We start from the raw sequence: 12,031 nt of genomic DNA, 5'->3' as shown, positions 1-12,031 counted from the left end.
CACCCCGCAGAACGAACGGAACACCCATGAAACTGCAGTTCGCCATCGACACGCTCAGCACCGAGAAGGCCCTCGAGCTCGCCGCCGCCGCGGCCGCGCATGTCGACATCCTCGAGCTCGGCACCCCGCTGATCAAGAGCGAGGGCCTTTCGGCGATCACCGCCCTGAAGAGCGCCCACCCCGACAAGGTGATCTTCGCCGACCTCAAGACCATGGATGCCGGTGAACTCGAGGCCGACATCGCCTTCGGCGCGGGTGCGGATCTCGTGACGGTGCTCGGCGTGGCCGACGACAGCACGATCACCGGCGCGGTGAAGGCCGCGAAGAAGCACGGCAAGGGCATCGTCGTGGATCTGATCGGCGTCGCCGACAAGCCCGCCCGCGCGCAGCAGGTCATCGGCCTCGGTGCCGAGTTCGTCGAGATGCACGCGGGTCTCGACGAGCAGGCGCAGGACGGCTACTCGCTCGACAGCCTGCTCACCGACGGCACCGCATCCGGCGTCGCCTTCTCCGTCGCGGGCGGCGTCAACGCCTCGAGCATCGCCGCCGTCCAGGCATCCGGGGCGCAGGTCGCCGTCGCGGGCAGCGCGATCTACAGCGCCGAGAACGTCGGAGACGCCGCCGCCGAGCTGCGCGCCGCGATCAGCTGACGACCGCACAGAGAGGGGCCGACCGGCGATGCCCGGTCGGCCCCTTCGTGCGTCGAACGCCCCGACGGCGCCGCTCTAGACGACGCGGGCCGTCATGAGCAGGTACTCCCACGGCATCCGACCGTCCTCGAGGTGACGATCGCCGAGGTCGGCGAGCGCATCATCCAGCTCTGCTCGCCGCTGTTGGTCGTCGCCGATGCCTCGGTACGCCGCCGCGGTCGGGCCGTAGAAGTCCCGGAAGAAGTCCCGGAACTCCGCACCCGACGCGAACCTGTCGACCGGCAGCTGCCGACGCTGCGTCGACAGCTCGGTCACGCGGTCTCCGAGGAGGGCGCGTACGTGCTCCTCGTCACCCCAGAGCGGCGGCGGCTGCACACCGGCAGGCGGCGCGGGGACGAACTGCTTGAGCGTGGCGAACAACTGTCCGACGAACCCCTCCGGCGTCCAGTTGATCAACGCCAGCCGTCCATCGGCGCGCACCACCCGCGTCAGCTCGCCGGCCGCCACCTCGTGATGCGGCGCGAACATGACGCCGACGCACGAGAGCACGGCATCGAAAGAGTCGTCCGCATAGGGCAGCGCCTCGGCATCCGCCTCCTCGAAGGCGAGTTCGACGCCCTGCCGTGCAGCATCCTGCCTGCCGATCTCGAGCAGCTCGGGCGTGAGGTCGCTCGCGACCACGGATGCGCCGGTGCGCGCAGCTTCGATCGACGCGTTGCCGGTGCCGGCGGCGACGTCGAGCACGCGATCGCCGGGCCCGATGCGGCTCTCGGCGACGAGCACGCGACCGAGTTGGGGGATCACTTCGCGCGCGACGGCCGAATAGTCGCCGAGCGCCCAGACGACTCTGTGCTTCGCCTTCAGCGCGCGGTCGGCGTCGGCCTGGAGGTCGGTGGTGGTGGTGTTCATGGTGGGCTCCTCTGCCTTGTGATCCTCACGCTACGAACCCCGCGCAGACCGCTCTAGTATCCGATCTGTACCGGGTCTATCGTGAGGTCCGTGGGCGCCCCCTACTATCAGTTCTGCCCCGTCGCCAAGGCGATGGAGCTGCTGGACGAGCGGTGGACGATGCTCCTGCTGCGTGAGCTTCTGCTCGGCACCGAGCACTTCAACGAGCTGCGCCGCGGCCTCCCCCGCATGTCGCCGACGCTGCTGTCCCATCGACTCGACCAGCTGCAGCGTGCCGGCCTCATCGAGCGGATCGCCCAGGGTGCTGACGTCCGCTACGTGCTCACCGTCGCGGGTGCCGAATTGCGTCCGGTCGTCGAACAGCTCTCGGCGTGGGGGGTGCGCTGGATCGGCGAGCTCGGAGACGCCGACCTCGACCCCAAGCTGCTGCTGTGGGACATGCACCGCAACGTCGATCACGGCACCGTCCCCGATGCGCGCACGGTGATCGCACTGCACTTCACGGACGCGAGTCCGGCGCAGCGCCGGTGGTGGCTGGTGATCCACGACGGCGAGGCCGACGTGTGCGACGCCGACCCCGGGTACGACGTGTCGGTCGAAGTGCGCTGCACGCTCCGAGCGCTGACCCGGTTCTGGCGCGGGGACATCGAATGGACGACGCTGCTGCTCGCCGAAGACGCCACCGCAACCGGCCCGAGCGACCTGCGGCGAGCGCTGCCGTCGTGGTTCATGCGCCCGGGATATGCCGCGGTGCCGCGGGTGGGTGCGCCGGTGGGTGCGCCGGAGGGTGCGGGCGCGAGCGCCTAAGGGCGTTAGTCTCGCCGTGTCAGTAGAGCGTGCCGTTCTCGTAGAGCACCGAACCGCCGTGGGCCTGGATCAGCGCACCCGTCGTGTCGAGCCAGACCTCACCGGGACGGATGCTGTCATTCACGGCCATGGAGAGAAGCCTTCGGTGGCGACGGTCCACGTCGGTGGGAACCCGTGCGTGGCGAGCATCGAGACGGCGGCGAGAAGCGAGCCGTTGCCTGGCAGGTAGATCGGGAGGATCGAACCCATCTGACTGTTGTGCCCGACCGCGGTGAATCGGTTCTTCACCTCGTCGCGCATCAGCGCATCGATGGCGACGTCGGCCGATCCCAGCCGGGAGGCGGTCATGGCGAGCACCGGGAAGTCCCACCCCCACGCCGACGGCCACTCCCATGTGCGCAGGACGTCGTCGAGCGTCGCGCGCATGATGCTCGGGTCGATCACAGGCGTCGATGGCAGCACTCCGAACGCGGCCAGCAACGACGGATGATCGTCGCGACGAAGGTACGGCGCGGTGGCGATGGCCGTGTAGCGCCCGTTCTCGACATGAGGCGAGGTCAGTCCGTTCTGCACGGCGGACCAGTCCTCTCGTCGAGGTTCACCCGCACGCTCGCGCCACCGCTGGGCAATCTCCAGCCCCCACCACCAGTATGCGAGCTCGTACGTGGGATCCTCGGTGGTGGTCACGTCATAGAACTCCTGCGCCGGCATGAGCGGCCCGAGCAGGTGGAAACGGCCGCCACGCTCTTCTGCGAAAGCGGCCATGAACTCCGCAGTGCCCACGACGAGATCGCCGAACTCGTCGATCAGCGCGGCGCGCTTCACCGCGTCCGACGCTCTCCACACGAGCTCCAGCAGGTAGAGCACGTGCGGCTGCTGCCAGACGAGGAAAGAGCCGATCGGGTCGGGGCTCTCCCTCCCTCCGGGCCGACCTGCTTGGGCCAACGGATCCCCGGATAGCCCTGCCCGTCGGCAGTCGCCCGCGCCCGGTCGGCGATAGCGCGATACCACCCGAGGCTGCGTTCGAGCAGCTCGGGGCGACCCCAGGTCGCGAAGTGCGCGGCGTGCCAGAAGTGCATCTCCAGATGTGACTTGCCCGACCAGGAGTTGGTGATGAGTCCGGTCTCCGACGGCGGCATCACTCCAGCGGAGTTCACGGCTGTGAGGTACTGCGAGAGCACGATCCGGCGTTCGAGTTCTGCAGCGCGAGCATCGTCCGTTCCGGCGAAGTCGACCGCGGCGCCCGAGTTCCAGAAGCGCTCCCACGAGAGCGCCGAGGCCGAGGCCACCTCGTCGAAGGTGGGCAGTTCTCGGGCGCTCTCCTCGGTGAAGCGGACGATGAGGTCGAGATCGTCGCCGTCGGATCGCAGCTCGAACGCATGAGCTGCGATCCGACTGATGCTGCCACCGGTGAAACCGAGTTCGACCCCATAGGCCGTGTCATCGAGGGTGCGGATGATCCGAGCACCGAGATCAGTCGACTCGAGGGCGGACTCGTGGCGCTCCGGCGAGGACCAGTCGGAGGTCTGGAAGAACCCCGGATGTGCGTAGGGGAAACGCAGCGCGACCCTCAGCCGTCCGTCGCCCATCAGCGGAGAGTGGATGCGGAAGGCCACGAGCGACTCGTCGGGGGCCGACACCGTCTGAACGGATACGGGTTGCCCGTCGAAGACGAATGCCGAGCGGATGACCCCCGACCACAGGTCGAGCGTCTGCCGCGTGTCCCGCAGCGCCTCAGGGCCCGTTGCCGGGTCGTCGAACGCGAAGCCGATGCGACCGAGATCCAGCCGCTGCGGGTTCGCGTTCAACCAAGCGCCGGCCCGGTTCTCGTCAGCGACCTGGCCGCGCATCGCACCTTCCATGTCGTGGCGGTCGGGGTAACGCACAGCTCCTCGGCGGGTGAGGTGCTCGGACATCGCGTCGTCGAGGACGAAACCCTCGGGGTTGGGCATCTCGTGCCATCCCCAGGAGCTCATCGTCGCCGTGTTGACCGCGACTCGGCCCTCCCTGACCGCCAGGGACTGATCGTGGAACGCCGTGAACGTCTGCATGCCCGTGATGTCGGCGGTGTAGGCGAAGTCGCCGTTGCCGACCGTGAGAACGTGCTCGGGGTCGGGCGTGCTGACGGTGACGTCGTGACGGCTCACGACCTCGCGCCGGTTGATCGCGACGCCCATCAGCGCGCTCCCTCCGCCAGGCGCGCCCGAGGGAAACCGATGCCGATCGCGCCCCCATCGCTCGCGGCGACTTCGCCCAACCACGCCAGACTCGGTTTCGGTGTGCGCGTGAAAGTCTCTCGATCGACGGAGATGAGACCGAACGTCGGCTCCCAGTGGCCCCATTCGAAGTTGTCGAGCAGAGACCAGTGCAGATAACCGCGCACATCGATACCGTCATCGATCGCGGTGGCCAGTCCGCGGAGCGCCCCTGTCGTGTATGCGATTCGACGATCGTCGTCGGCCGTAGCCAGCCCGTTCTCGGTCACGAGAATCGGCACGCCGCCGGTCACTTCCCAGGCGTGCCGCACGGCCGATTCGAGAGCATCCGGACGGTAGTAGGTTCCGACCAGCGTGTTCTCCGGTCCCGGCTCAGCCGCCACGAATCCCTGCGCATCGATCTCCTGCGTCGAGTAGGCCTGCACACCGATGAAGTCATCGTCGCGCGCCGCTCGGAGATAGAGATCCTCCCGTGCGTGACGCTCGGCCTCGAGGTACACCTCGTTCTCGGGCTTCGCCCACAGATTGAGATTCGCCAGCGTCCATCCGACCCGGGCGCTGGTGCGCTCCTTCAGCACGGCGCGCGCAGCGAGGTGAGCCTCGACGAGCCGTTCACCGACGTGGAGAGACGGACGGGGAAGCACGAACCCTTCGCCCGGCTGCACCGTGGGGGTGATGAACGACGGTACGGCGTCCGGGTTGATCGATCGCGACATCAGCACCATCAGGGCGAGCATGTTGGGCTCGTTGATCGTGCACACCCAGTCGACGCCGTCGAGGATCTCCACGACCCGGGTCACATAGGCCGCGAACCGGTCGATGGCGGTGTCCCCCAGCCACCCGCCCTCTTCGACGAACCAGCGCGGACTCGTGAAGTGGTGAAGGGTGACGACGGGCGTGAGACCGAGCCCTTGTGCGGTGTCGATCATGCGGCGGTAATGTGCCAGCGCCGCTCGTGAGTACTCTCCCGCGATCGGTTCGACCCTCGACCATTCGATGCCGAAGCGGTAGGCGGTGAGACCGGCATCCGCCAACAGCCGCATGTCTTCTTCATACCGGTGATAGCTGTCGACCGCGTCGCCGCTCAGGCCGAAGTGCGGCATCAGCTGCTCATAGAGCCACCAGTCGCTGTTGACGTTGTTGCCCTCGACCTGGTGCGGCGCAGTCGCCGCACCCCAGAGGAACGCGGAGGAGGTGTCGGTCATCTCGGAGATCCTTCGTGCGTATAGCGATTCAGCGGACGGACTTGACGCGGAGGATGACGAATCCACCGATCACGACGAGCACGGCTGCAGCCACATAGAGCACCGAATAGTTCGGTCCTCCCTCCGTGGCGATCAGCGTCAGGACACCGGACGCGACGAGTGGCGCCAGCGCCTGGGGGATGGTGGTGGCGAATTGCGTGATGTTGACGAAGCGACCCGCTTCGGTGTCCCTTTCGGGAAGCACGTCGAGGAACAGCGCCTGATCCACCGCCGAGAAGACCCCGATGCTCAGGTTCGTCAGCAGCGAGCCGATGATGAGCAGCGTGAAGTCGGGCGCGAGGACCATGACGATGGCTCCGACCCCGAACAGGATCGCCGAGCCCAGGACGAACGGCTTACGACGACGAAGCCTGTCAGACAGGAACCCACCGGCGAAGACGCCCACGATGGTGCCCAGGATGCCGATCAGGCCGACGGTCGCGACGGTGTCGCCGATCTCGATGACGGGAATGTCCAGGCGCTGTGCGAAGAAGTAAGCCGTGTAGGTCGTGTTGAGCGTGAGCCCGAAGAAGAACAGGAAGCGGCCCAACCAGTTCCAGGCGAAGTCGGGGTAGCGCTTCGGGTTGAAGACGTACCCCGAGAGCACGCCCTTCACCGAGAGGGGTCCGTCGAAGGTCAGCGAACGACTGTCGGCGTCCTTGTAGAACAGCACGAAGACGAAGACGAAGACGAGCGCGACGGCACCGGGGACGAGGAAGAGGAGGAACGGCTGAGTGGCGAATCGACCGCCGACCACCGCACCGACCACAGGCGCGACCATCGTCACGAACCCGGTGATCGCGGCGACGCGTCCTCGCTGCGACTCGGGCAGCTTGTCGGCTTGAATCGTCGTGAAGAGGTTGGCGGCCTGGCTCAGACCGATCTGGGCGATGATCCACCCGAGACCCAGCACGAGGACGTTCGGGCCGAGAGCCATCACGGTGAGACCGACGAGTCCGAGCAGTACACCGCCGATGAGCCAGGGACGGCGGCGCCCGAAGCGTGATCTTGTGCGGTCGCTCAGCTGCCCACCCAGCGGCCCGACCAGCAGCGCGGCGAGCGAGCCGATGCCGAGCAGCAGACCGAGGTACTCCGGGTTTTCGGGCGCGAGGACGTTGACCCGCAGAGCGAGCGAGATGGCGATCGGGGTGACGAATGCGAGGTAGGTGCCGAACAGGCCGAGTGCGAGGAGGGCGATGAAGGCTCTGCTCACCCTCTCGCGCACGATGAGGGTGCCTGTCTCGGTGAAGACCGGCTCCTCGGGGACGGTCGCTGCGTTCAGCAGCGGGTCGCTGACTCCTGCGGTCACAGGGGTGGTCCCCGGTGCGGTGTGGTCGTCGGTGCTCATGGTGACTCCTTTGTCTGGCGTGCGTGGCGTGTGTGCGGGTGTCTGGTGAAGGTGCGGGGTCGGTCAGGATGCCGTCAGGGCGACGCTCACTGGATTCGCGAACTCGGACGAGACAGTGACTGTGATGTCTCCGGTGCCGATCGGACGGATGATGGCGAGTGCGCGCCCGTCGAAGGTGTGATGCGTGTCGGCCGAGAAGGTCTCCCGGGTTGCCGGTGCGCCGCTGCCGAGAGCCTGCAGCACGGCCGCGCCCTCGACGGTGACCGTCACGGCCTGATCGCGGGCGGCGTGCACCGTTCCGGTCGCATCCGTGAGTGCCACCTCGATGAAGCCGAGATCGGTGCCGTCGTGGCGGAGCACAGCACGCTCGACCTCGACCGAGAGCCGCAGATCGCTCGACGCGCTGCGAAGCATGCTTCTTCCCGTCTCGACTCCGTCGGTATACGCGACCGCTTCGAGCGTTCCCGGGTTGTACGTCGTCGTGAAGGCGGCACGAAACGGCGCGGGGTCTCCCACCCGACTGCGGCCGATCACGGCCCCGTCGAGCAGGAGCTCGATCTCGTCTGCGTCGCTGTACACCTCGACCTCCACCGGGCGCCCCTCGAATCCGGCCCAGGACCAGCTGTTCAGCGAATCGGTCCACGACCAGGGCGTTGCCACCGCGACCGGGACACCGTGGACGGCGGGTCGTTCGACGGCGATATACGGTTCAGACCGCAGGCCGAAGACCGTCTCGCGGAAGTAGGAAACCGGACGCCGCGTGCCGATGATGTCGATGTCGCCACACCAGGCCGTGAGTTCGGGGAATCCCCCGAGAAGCCCGATGTCGGGGCGGTGTCGCCCGCCTCGGCGGAAGGCAGGTACCGGACGGTGCCGAGACCCGTCTCGCCCAGGTAGTCCCAGCCGGTCCAGGTGAAGTCCCCGATGACTCGCGGGTCGGCCTGTACGAGCTCCCAATTGCCGGCGATCGAACTGGGCCACGTCTCGGTGCCCACGATGATCCGGTCAGGGAAGCGCTCGCGGTCTTGGACGTATCTGGCGTCGGAGTAGTTCATGCCCGCAGCGTCGAGCACCGCGAACGACTCCTCCGTGCGCTCGGTCGCCGCATCGGAAGACTGGATATGACCCATCATCTGGCCGAACCCCGCCATCATCGTGTTGACCCCGCCCGCCGTCTCAGGCGCACTCGCCTCGCGACGCGCCTTCATCTGCGGCACGATCGTGTCGAGCATCGCCACGAACGGATTGATGCCGTTGGTCACGAATCTCGTCGAGTCCAGCGACCGCACCTTCTCCGCGAGTCGGCGACCCCAGGTCGAGCCGATCGGCGTTCCGGTCTCGGGGATCTCGTTGCCGATCGAATAGAAGATCACGCTCGGGTGGTTGAAGTCCTTCGCGACCAACGCCTCGATGTCGCGCTCCCACCACTCGGGGAAGTCGAACGAGTAGTCGTAGTCGCTCTTGGCCGATGTCCAGACGTCGAACGTCTCATCCATCACCAGCATCCCGAGTCGGTCGCAGGCTTCGAGCAGCGCGGTGCTCATCGGGCAGTGCGAGCTGCGGATCGCGTTGAACCCCGCCTCTTTCAGGCGGGCGATCTTCCGTTCCTCCGCGGCGCGCATCGACACCGCGCCGAGGGGGCCGTTGTCGAGATGGATGCAGGCGCCGCGCAGCTTCACGACCTCGCCGTTGATGCGGAGGCCATGGCGGGGATCCAGCTGCAGTGATCGGATGCCGACGACCGCGTTCTCCTCGTCGACCACGCGCTCGTCCACGGGGTCGCGCAACGTGATCAGCACGTCGTGGAGGTTCGGCGCGTCGACGCTCCACAGCGCCGGATCCTCGAGGAACAGCCGCCGCCGAACGGTCGCGCGACTGCCGGGCAGCAGAGTCACGGGCGAGCTTCCCGCTGCGGCGATCTCGCCCGATGTCCCGACGACGTCGACCTCGAGGCGGTACGTCCGCGTCAACGCACCGCTGTTCTCCACGACGGCGGCGATCTCGACCACAGCGCTGTCGGTGTCGACACTCGGCGTGCTCACTCTCAACTCGTCACGCACGATGTGGACCGCGTCCTTCACGACGAGATGCACATCACGGTAGATGCCCGCTCCTGCATACCAGCGACTGTCGAGGTGGGTACGACACTCCACTCGGATCTCGTTCTCGGCCCCGAAGACCAGGAACGGGTCGATCCGCACCGAGAAACGGGAGTAGCCGAACGCCCGCTGTCCGGCGAGGTGACCGTTCACGTAGACGGCTGCATCGCGGTACACGCCGTCGAACTCGAGCCGCATCAGACGGCCAGCGAGCTCGGCAGCAACCTCGAGCGTCCTCCGATACTCGAACGCTCCACCGGGAAAGTACCCGCTGGTCTCTCCTCGCGGCGCGTCAGCGCGGCGCTCCTGCGCGATGAGCGCGTCATGCGGGAGGTGCACCGAAGTCCATTCGGATGCCGAGCTGCCGCCGAGCTCCTGGAAGGCGGTCACTTTGCTGCGATATGCCCAGCCGTCGGTGAAGAGGAAGCGACCCGTCGACGCTCGCCGGTCCTCACGACTCTCGACATCGTCTCTTGCGATCGACTCTGACAGCACAGCATCCTCCTTGACGTCCGCCAAAATACCCAGGCATGGCGGTTTTCATGAAGATAGCACGAAATACGCCACAGATGGGTAATTTCATTCGAAGTACTCTCGAAGGTGCCCGGGACGTCGTCGAGAGGACCGGAGCGGTCAGGAGAAGACATGACGAACGACGCCACACACGGGGGCCGCGGCCCCTACGCGAAGAGCGCAGCCGTGCGTCAGCGGATCCTCGAGGCGGGGATGCAGGGCTTCGCACAGGTCGGCTACTTCGCCACCTCTCTCAATGACATCGCGGACCGTGCCGGCATCAGCCGCCGCGGTCTCGGACACCACTTCCGAAGCAAGGAGGAGCTTCTCACCGAAGTGCTGGACCAGCGCCAGGACGAGGACGCCGAGCGCATCCGCGACACCCGAGGGATCGACTCACTGGCCGCCGTGCTCGAAGTCTCGACCCAGAACGCCGACCGCCCAGGCCTCATCCAGCTGTACAGCCTGCTGCGCGCGGATGCCACGGCGACCGAGCATCCGGCGCACGAGCATCATCGCCTGCAGTACGACCGCCTCCGGCAGTATCTCGCCCGCGCGTTCGACGAGGTGCGCGGCGACGGGGAACTCAGGTCGGACGAGGACTCCGACACCCTTGCGTCGACCTATCTCGCACTGATGGACGGGCTGCAGATCCAATGGCTCTATAACCGCGACAACACGGACATCGACCGGGTGCTGCGGGCTTATCTCCGGAGCGTGATCCCCGCTTTCCCGACCGCCCGGGACGCCCCGGACGCCCATCGAGAGGCTGACACCGCCGCACACTGACGGTGCGTCGGGATCTACTCCTCGCCGCTGTCGAGGAAGACTCCGACATGGTCGCCGTCGAGCACGAACTGCAGCGCCACGCCTGACGGGAAGCGCTCGGCGAGCTCGTCGGGGGTCCCGGAGTCGAACGGCACCGCGACGGTCGGCGGGAATGCACCCACGCCGCACGCCGCGTACCGTTGGCCCTCGAAACTCCAGGACGTCTCGGTGAAGTCACGCACATCGGGCAGCTGGTCGTTCCTGACGACATTGAGACAGACGTTCTCCGAGGAACGCTCTCCCGAGTCGGCGTACCACCCGGGCGTCAGGAAGACCGTCAGGCCGGAGAACTCGGCCGATGCCGCATCCTTCTCCGCGCCGAACCACCCCGGCGCGATCATTCCGGATCTCGTGAGCTCGAGCGTCTCGATCTGCGGCGCACCCGCAGAAGACGACACGGGAGGGACCACGGCGAAGGCGTAGGCGATCGATGCCGCGAGCGCGGCCGACGCCGCCACGGAGGCCACCCACAGCGGTGCTCGCCACCTCGCCAGGCGCCCCGGCCACCCGGTCACCTCGCGCGACGCCGCGGGCGCGACCGGCTCGTCCCACGTGGACTCGTCGTCCAGTCGGTCGAGCAGGTCACCGCTCTCGCGCGATGCATCGGCCGAGGGATGCACCACCCGCAGCTCGGCGCGCGCCGAGTCGGCAACGGAGGCCACAACGGATGCGGCGCCAGCGGCCTGGGATCCCGCCGCGCCCCCGGTCGACGCCGCGCTGCGCGAGGATTCGAGCTCCTCGAGTCGGCGGACCGCGGACGGGTCGCTCGCGATGTCAGCACGCGGACCGTAGGCACGAGCCCGTAGCTCGCGAAGCTCGTCATCAGCGGCAGCATCCATCCCCGGCATCGTCTCACGGCATCCTCGCCGCGCACAGCAACGGGCGGATGGAGCGTGACACCGCTCCATCCGCCCGCGCCGGGGTCTTACTTCTTGAATGCGTCCTTGACGTTCTCGCCGGCCTTCTTCGCGTCGGCCTTGACCTGGTCGGCCTTGCCTTCGGCGGCGAGCTTGTCGTTGTCGGTCGCGTTGCCGATCGCTTCCTTCGCCTTGCCGGCGATGTCCTGAGCGGCGTTCTTGATCTTGTCATCGAGTCCCATGAGGAGCTCCTTTCGTGAGGGTGATCGTGACGGCGGGAGGATTCCCGACGTCTTATCGCCGTTGCGTGTCGCGACCGACGATAAGTCTGTGGAGGGGTGTCAGCGGCGGACCTTGTCGAGTGCCTTCTCGGCCGCCTTCGCCGCCTTCTTGGCTGCCTTGGCGCGTTCCTTCTTCGCCTTCGGGTCGTTCCACATGCGCACCAGCTGGTGCCGCACGGACTCGCCCTTGTTCACCTGCACGGTCGCTGCCCGACTGCCCACGACGTAGGCGACGAAGGCGATGGCGCCGATGAGGAGGATCTTGTTTCGCATGGTGAT

General features: G+C 67.2%; 13 protein-coding genes. 3 read left to right on the top strand and 10 right to left on the bottom strand.

What is annotated here, in order from left to right:
• The first annotated feature begins 26 nt into the window (after positions 1-26).
• Positions 27-650 (top strand): 3-hexulose-6-phosphate synthase, encoded by a 624-nt coding sequence (gene hxlA, locus ACZZ93_RS12125; protein WP_053098088.1) that lies wholly within the window; start codon positions 27-29, stop codon positions 648-650.
• 75 nt (positions 651-725) lie between these two features.
• Here the strand turns inward: hxlA and ACZZ93_RS12120 are convergent, their stop codons facing one another.
• On the bottom strand, positions 726-1,559 hold the full coding sequence (locus tag ACZZ93_RS12120; protein ID WP_463511178.1) for a class I SAM-dependent methyltransferase: 834 nt from the start codon (positions 1,557-1,559) through the stop codon (positions 726-728).
• Positions 1,560-1,649: 90 nt separating this feature from the next.
• Here ACZZ93_RS12120 and ACZZ93_RS12115 point away from each other — a divergent pair, with 90 nt between their 5' ends.
• Positions 1,650-2,366 carry a winged helix-turn-helix transcriptional regulator gene (locus tag ACZZ93_RS12115; RefSeq protein WP_463511177.1) on the top strand — a complete coding sequence of 239 codons (717 nt, stop codon included), beginning with the start codon at positions 1,650-1,652 and terminating at the stop codon, positions 2,364-2,366.
• Positions 2,367-2,486: 120 nt separating this feature from the next.
• Here ACZZ93_RS12115 and ACZZ93_RS12110 read toward each other — a convergent pair whose 3' ends face one another.
• The 6 genes from ACZZ93_RS12110 to ACZZ93_RS12085 form a co-directional block, all read right to left on the bottom strand.
• A complete protein-coding gene (locus tag ACZZ93_RS12110) occupies positions 2,487-3,233 on the bottom strand; it encodes a hypothetical protein (RefSeq protein WP_463511176.1) in 747 nt (248 codons plus the stop codon).
• Positions 3,188-4,543, bottom strand: coding sequence for a hypothetical protein (locus ACZZ93_RS12105; protein ID WP_463511175.1), 1,356 nt, complete (start codon positions 4,541-4,543; stop codon positions 3,188-3,190). Before ACZZ93_RS12105 ends, ACZZ93_RS12110 begins: the two co-directional genes overlap by 46 nt.
• On the bottom strand, positions 4,543-5,787 hold the full coding sequence (locus ACZZ93_RS12100; RefSeq protein WP_463507327.1) for a glycoside hydrolase family 1 protein: 1,245 nt from the start codon (positions 5,785-5,787) through the stop codon (positions 4,543-4,545). Before ACZZ93_RS12100 ends, ACZZ93_RS12105 begins: the two co-directional genes overlap by 1 nt.
• Before the next feature lie 28 nt (positions 5,788-5,815).
• Positions 5,816-7,174 (bottom strand): MFS transporter, encoded by a 1,359-nt coding sequence (locus ACZZ93_RS12095; RefSeq protein WP_463511174.1) that lies wholly within the window; start codon positions 7,172-7,174, stop codon positions 5,816-5,818.
• Between the two features lie 63 nt (positions 7,175-7,237).
• Entirely contained in the window at positions 7,238-7,834 is a 597-nt protein-coding gene (locus ACZZ93_RS12090; protein ID WP_463511173.1) for a DUF4982 domain-containing protein, read from the bottom strand.
• Positions 7,801-9,768 (bottom strand): glycoside hydrolase family 2 TIM barrel-domain containing protein, encoded by a 1,968-nt coding sequence (locus ACZZ93_RS12085; RefSeq protein WP_463511172.1) that lies wholly within the window; start codon positions 9,766-9,768, stop codon positions 7,801-7,803. The genes ACZZ93_RS12090 and ACZZ93_RS12085 overlap by 34 nt, the downstream gene beginning before the upstream one ends.
• Before the next feature lie 150 nt (positions 9,769-9,918).
• Between ACZZ93_RS12085 and ACZZ93_RS12080 the strand changes: the two genes are divergently transcribed.
• Positions 9,919-10,575, top strand: a complete 657-nt coding sequence (locus ACZZ93_RS12080) for a TetR/AcrR family transcriptional regulator (protein WP_463511171.1) — start codon at positions 9,919-9,921, stop codon at positions 10,573-10,575.
• Between the two features lie 14 nt (positions 10,576-10,589).
• On the opposite strand, the gene ACZZ93_RS12075 is transcribed toward ACZZ93_RS12080, so the two are convergent.
• From ACZZ93_RS12075 to ACZZ93_RS12065, 3 genes are all read right to left on the bottom strand, one after another.
• Positions 10,590-11,453: a hypothetical protein gene (locus tag ACZZ93_RS12075; RefSeq protein ID WP_463511170.1), complete on the bottom strand. Its 864-nt coding sequence runs from the start codon at positions 11,451-11,453 to the stop codon at positions 10,590-10,592.
• An 86-nt stretch (positions 11,454-11,539) separates the two neighbouring features.
• Positions 11,540-11,713, bottom strand: coding sequence for a CsbD family protein (locus tag ACZZ93_RS12070; RefSeq protein WP_053098095.1), 174 nt, complete (start codon positions 11,711-11,713; stop codon positions 11,540-11,542).
• A gap of 99 nt (positions 11,714-11,812) precedes the next feature.
• Complete coding sequence (locus ACZZ93_RS12065; protein WP_053098096.1) at positions 11,813-12,025, bottom strand: hypothetical protein; 213 nt, start codon at positions 12,023-12,025, stop codon at positions 11,813-11,815.
• Between the last annotated feature and the right edge of the window lie 6 nt (positions 12,026-12,031).

The sequence above is a fragment of the Microbacterium sp. AC026 genome, assembly GCF_979258475.1.
The sequence above is the reverse complement of the archived record's forward strand: the minus strand, read 5'-3'. Positions and strand labels throughout refer to the sequence as shown.

Bases quoted from the DNA above. Each gene is read 5' to 3' on its own strand.
- ACZZ93_RS12100 (WP_463507327.1), bottom strand. From the start codon at position 5,787: ATGACCGACACCTCCTCCGCGTTCCTCTGGGGTGCGGCGACTGCGCCG.
- ACZZ93_RS12070 (WP_053098095.1), bottom strand. From the start codon at position 11,713: ATGGGACTCGATGACAAGATCAAGAACGCCGCTCAGGACATCGCCGGC.
- ACZZ93_RS12075 (WP_463511170.1), bottom strand. From the start codon at position 11,453: ATGGATGCTGCCGCTGATGACGAGCTTCGCGAGCTACGGGCTCGTGCC.
- ACZZ93_RS12080 (WP_463511171.1), top strand. From the start codon at position 9,919: ATGACGAACGACGCCACACACGGGGGCCGCGGCCCCTACGCGAAGAGC.
- ACZZ93_RS12105 (WP_463511175.1), bottom strand. From the start codon at position 4,543: ATGGGCGTCGCGATCAACCGGCGCGAGGTCGTGAGCCGTCACGACGTC.
- ACZZ93_RS12065 (WP_053098096.1), bottom strand. From the start codon at position 12,025: ATGCGAAACAAGATCCTCCTCATCGGCGCCATCGCCTTCGTCGCCTAC.
- ACZZ93_RS12095 (WP_463511174.1), bottom strand. From the start codon at position 7,174: ATGAGCACCGACGACCACACCGCACCGGGGACCACCCCTGTGACCGCA.
- ACZZ93_RS12120 (WP_463511178.1), bottom strand. From the start codon at position 1,559: ATGAACACCACCACCACCGACCTCCAGGCCGACGCCGACCGCGCGCTG.
- hxlA (WP_053098088.1), top strand. From the start codon at position 27: ATGAAACTGCAGTTCGCCATCGACACGCTCAGCACCGAGAAGGCCCTC.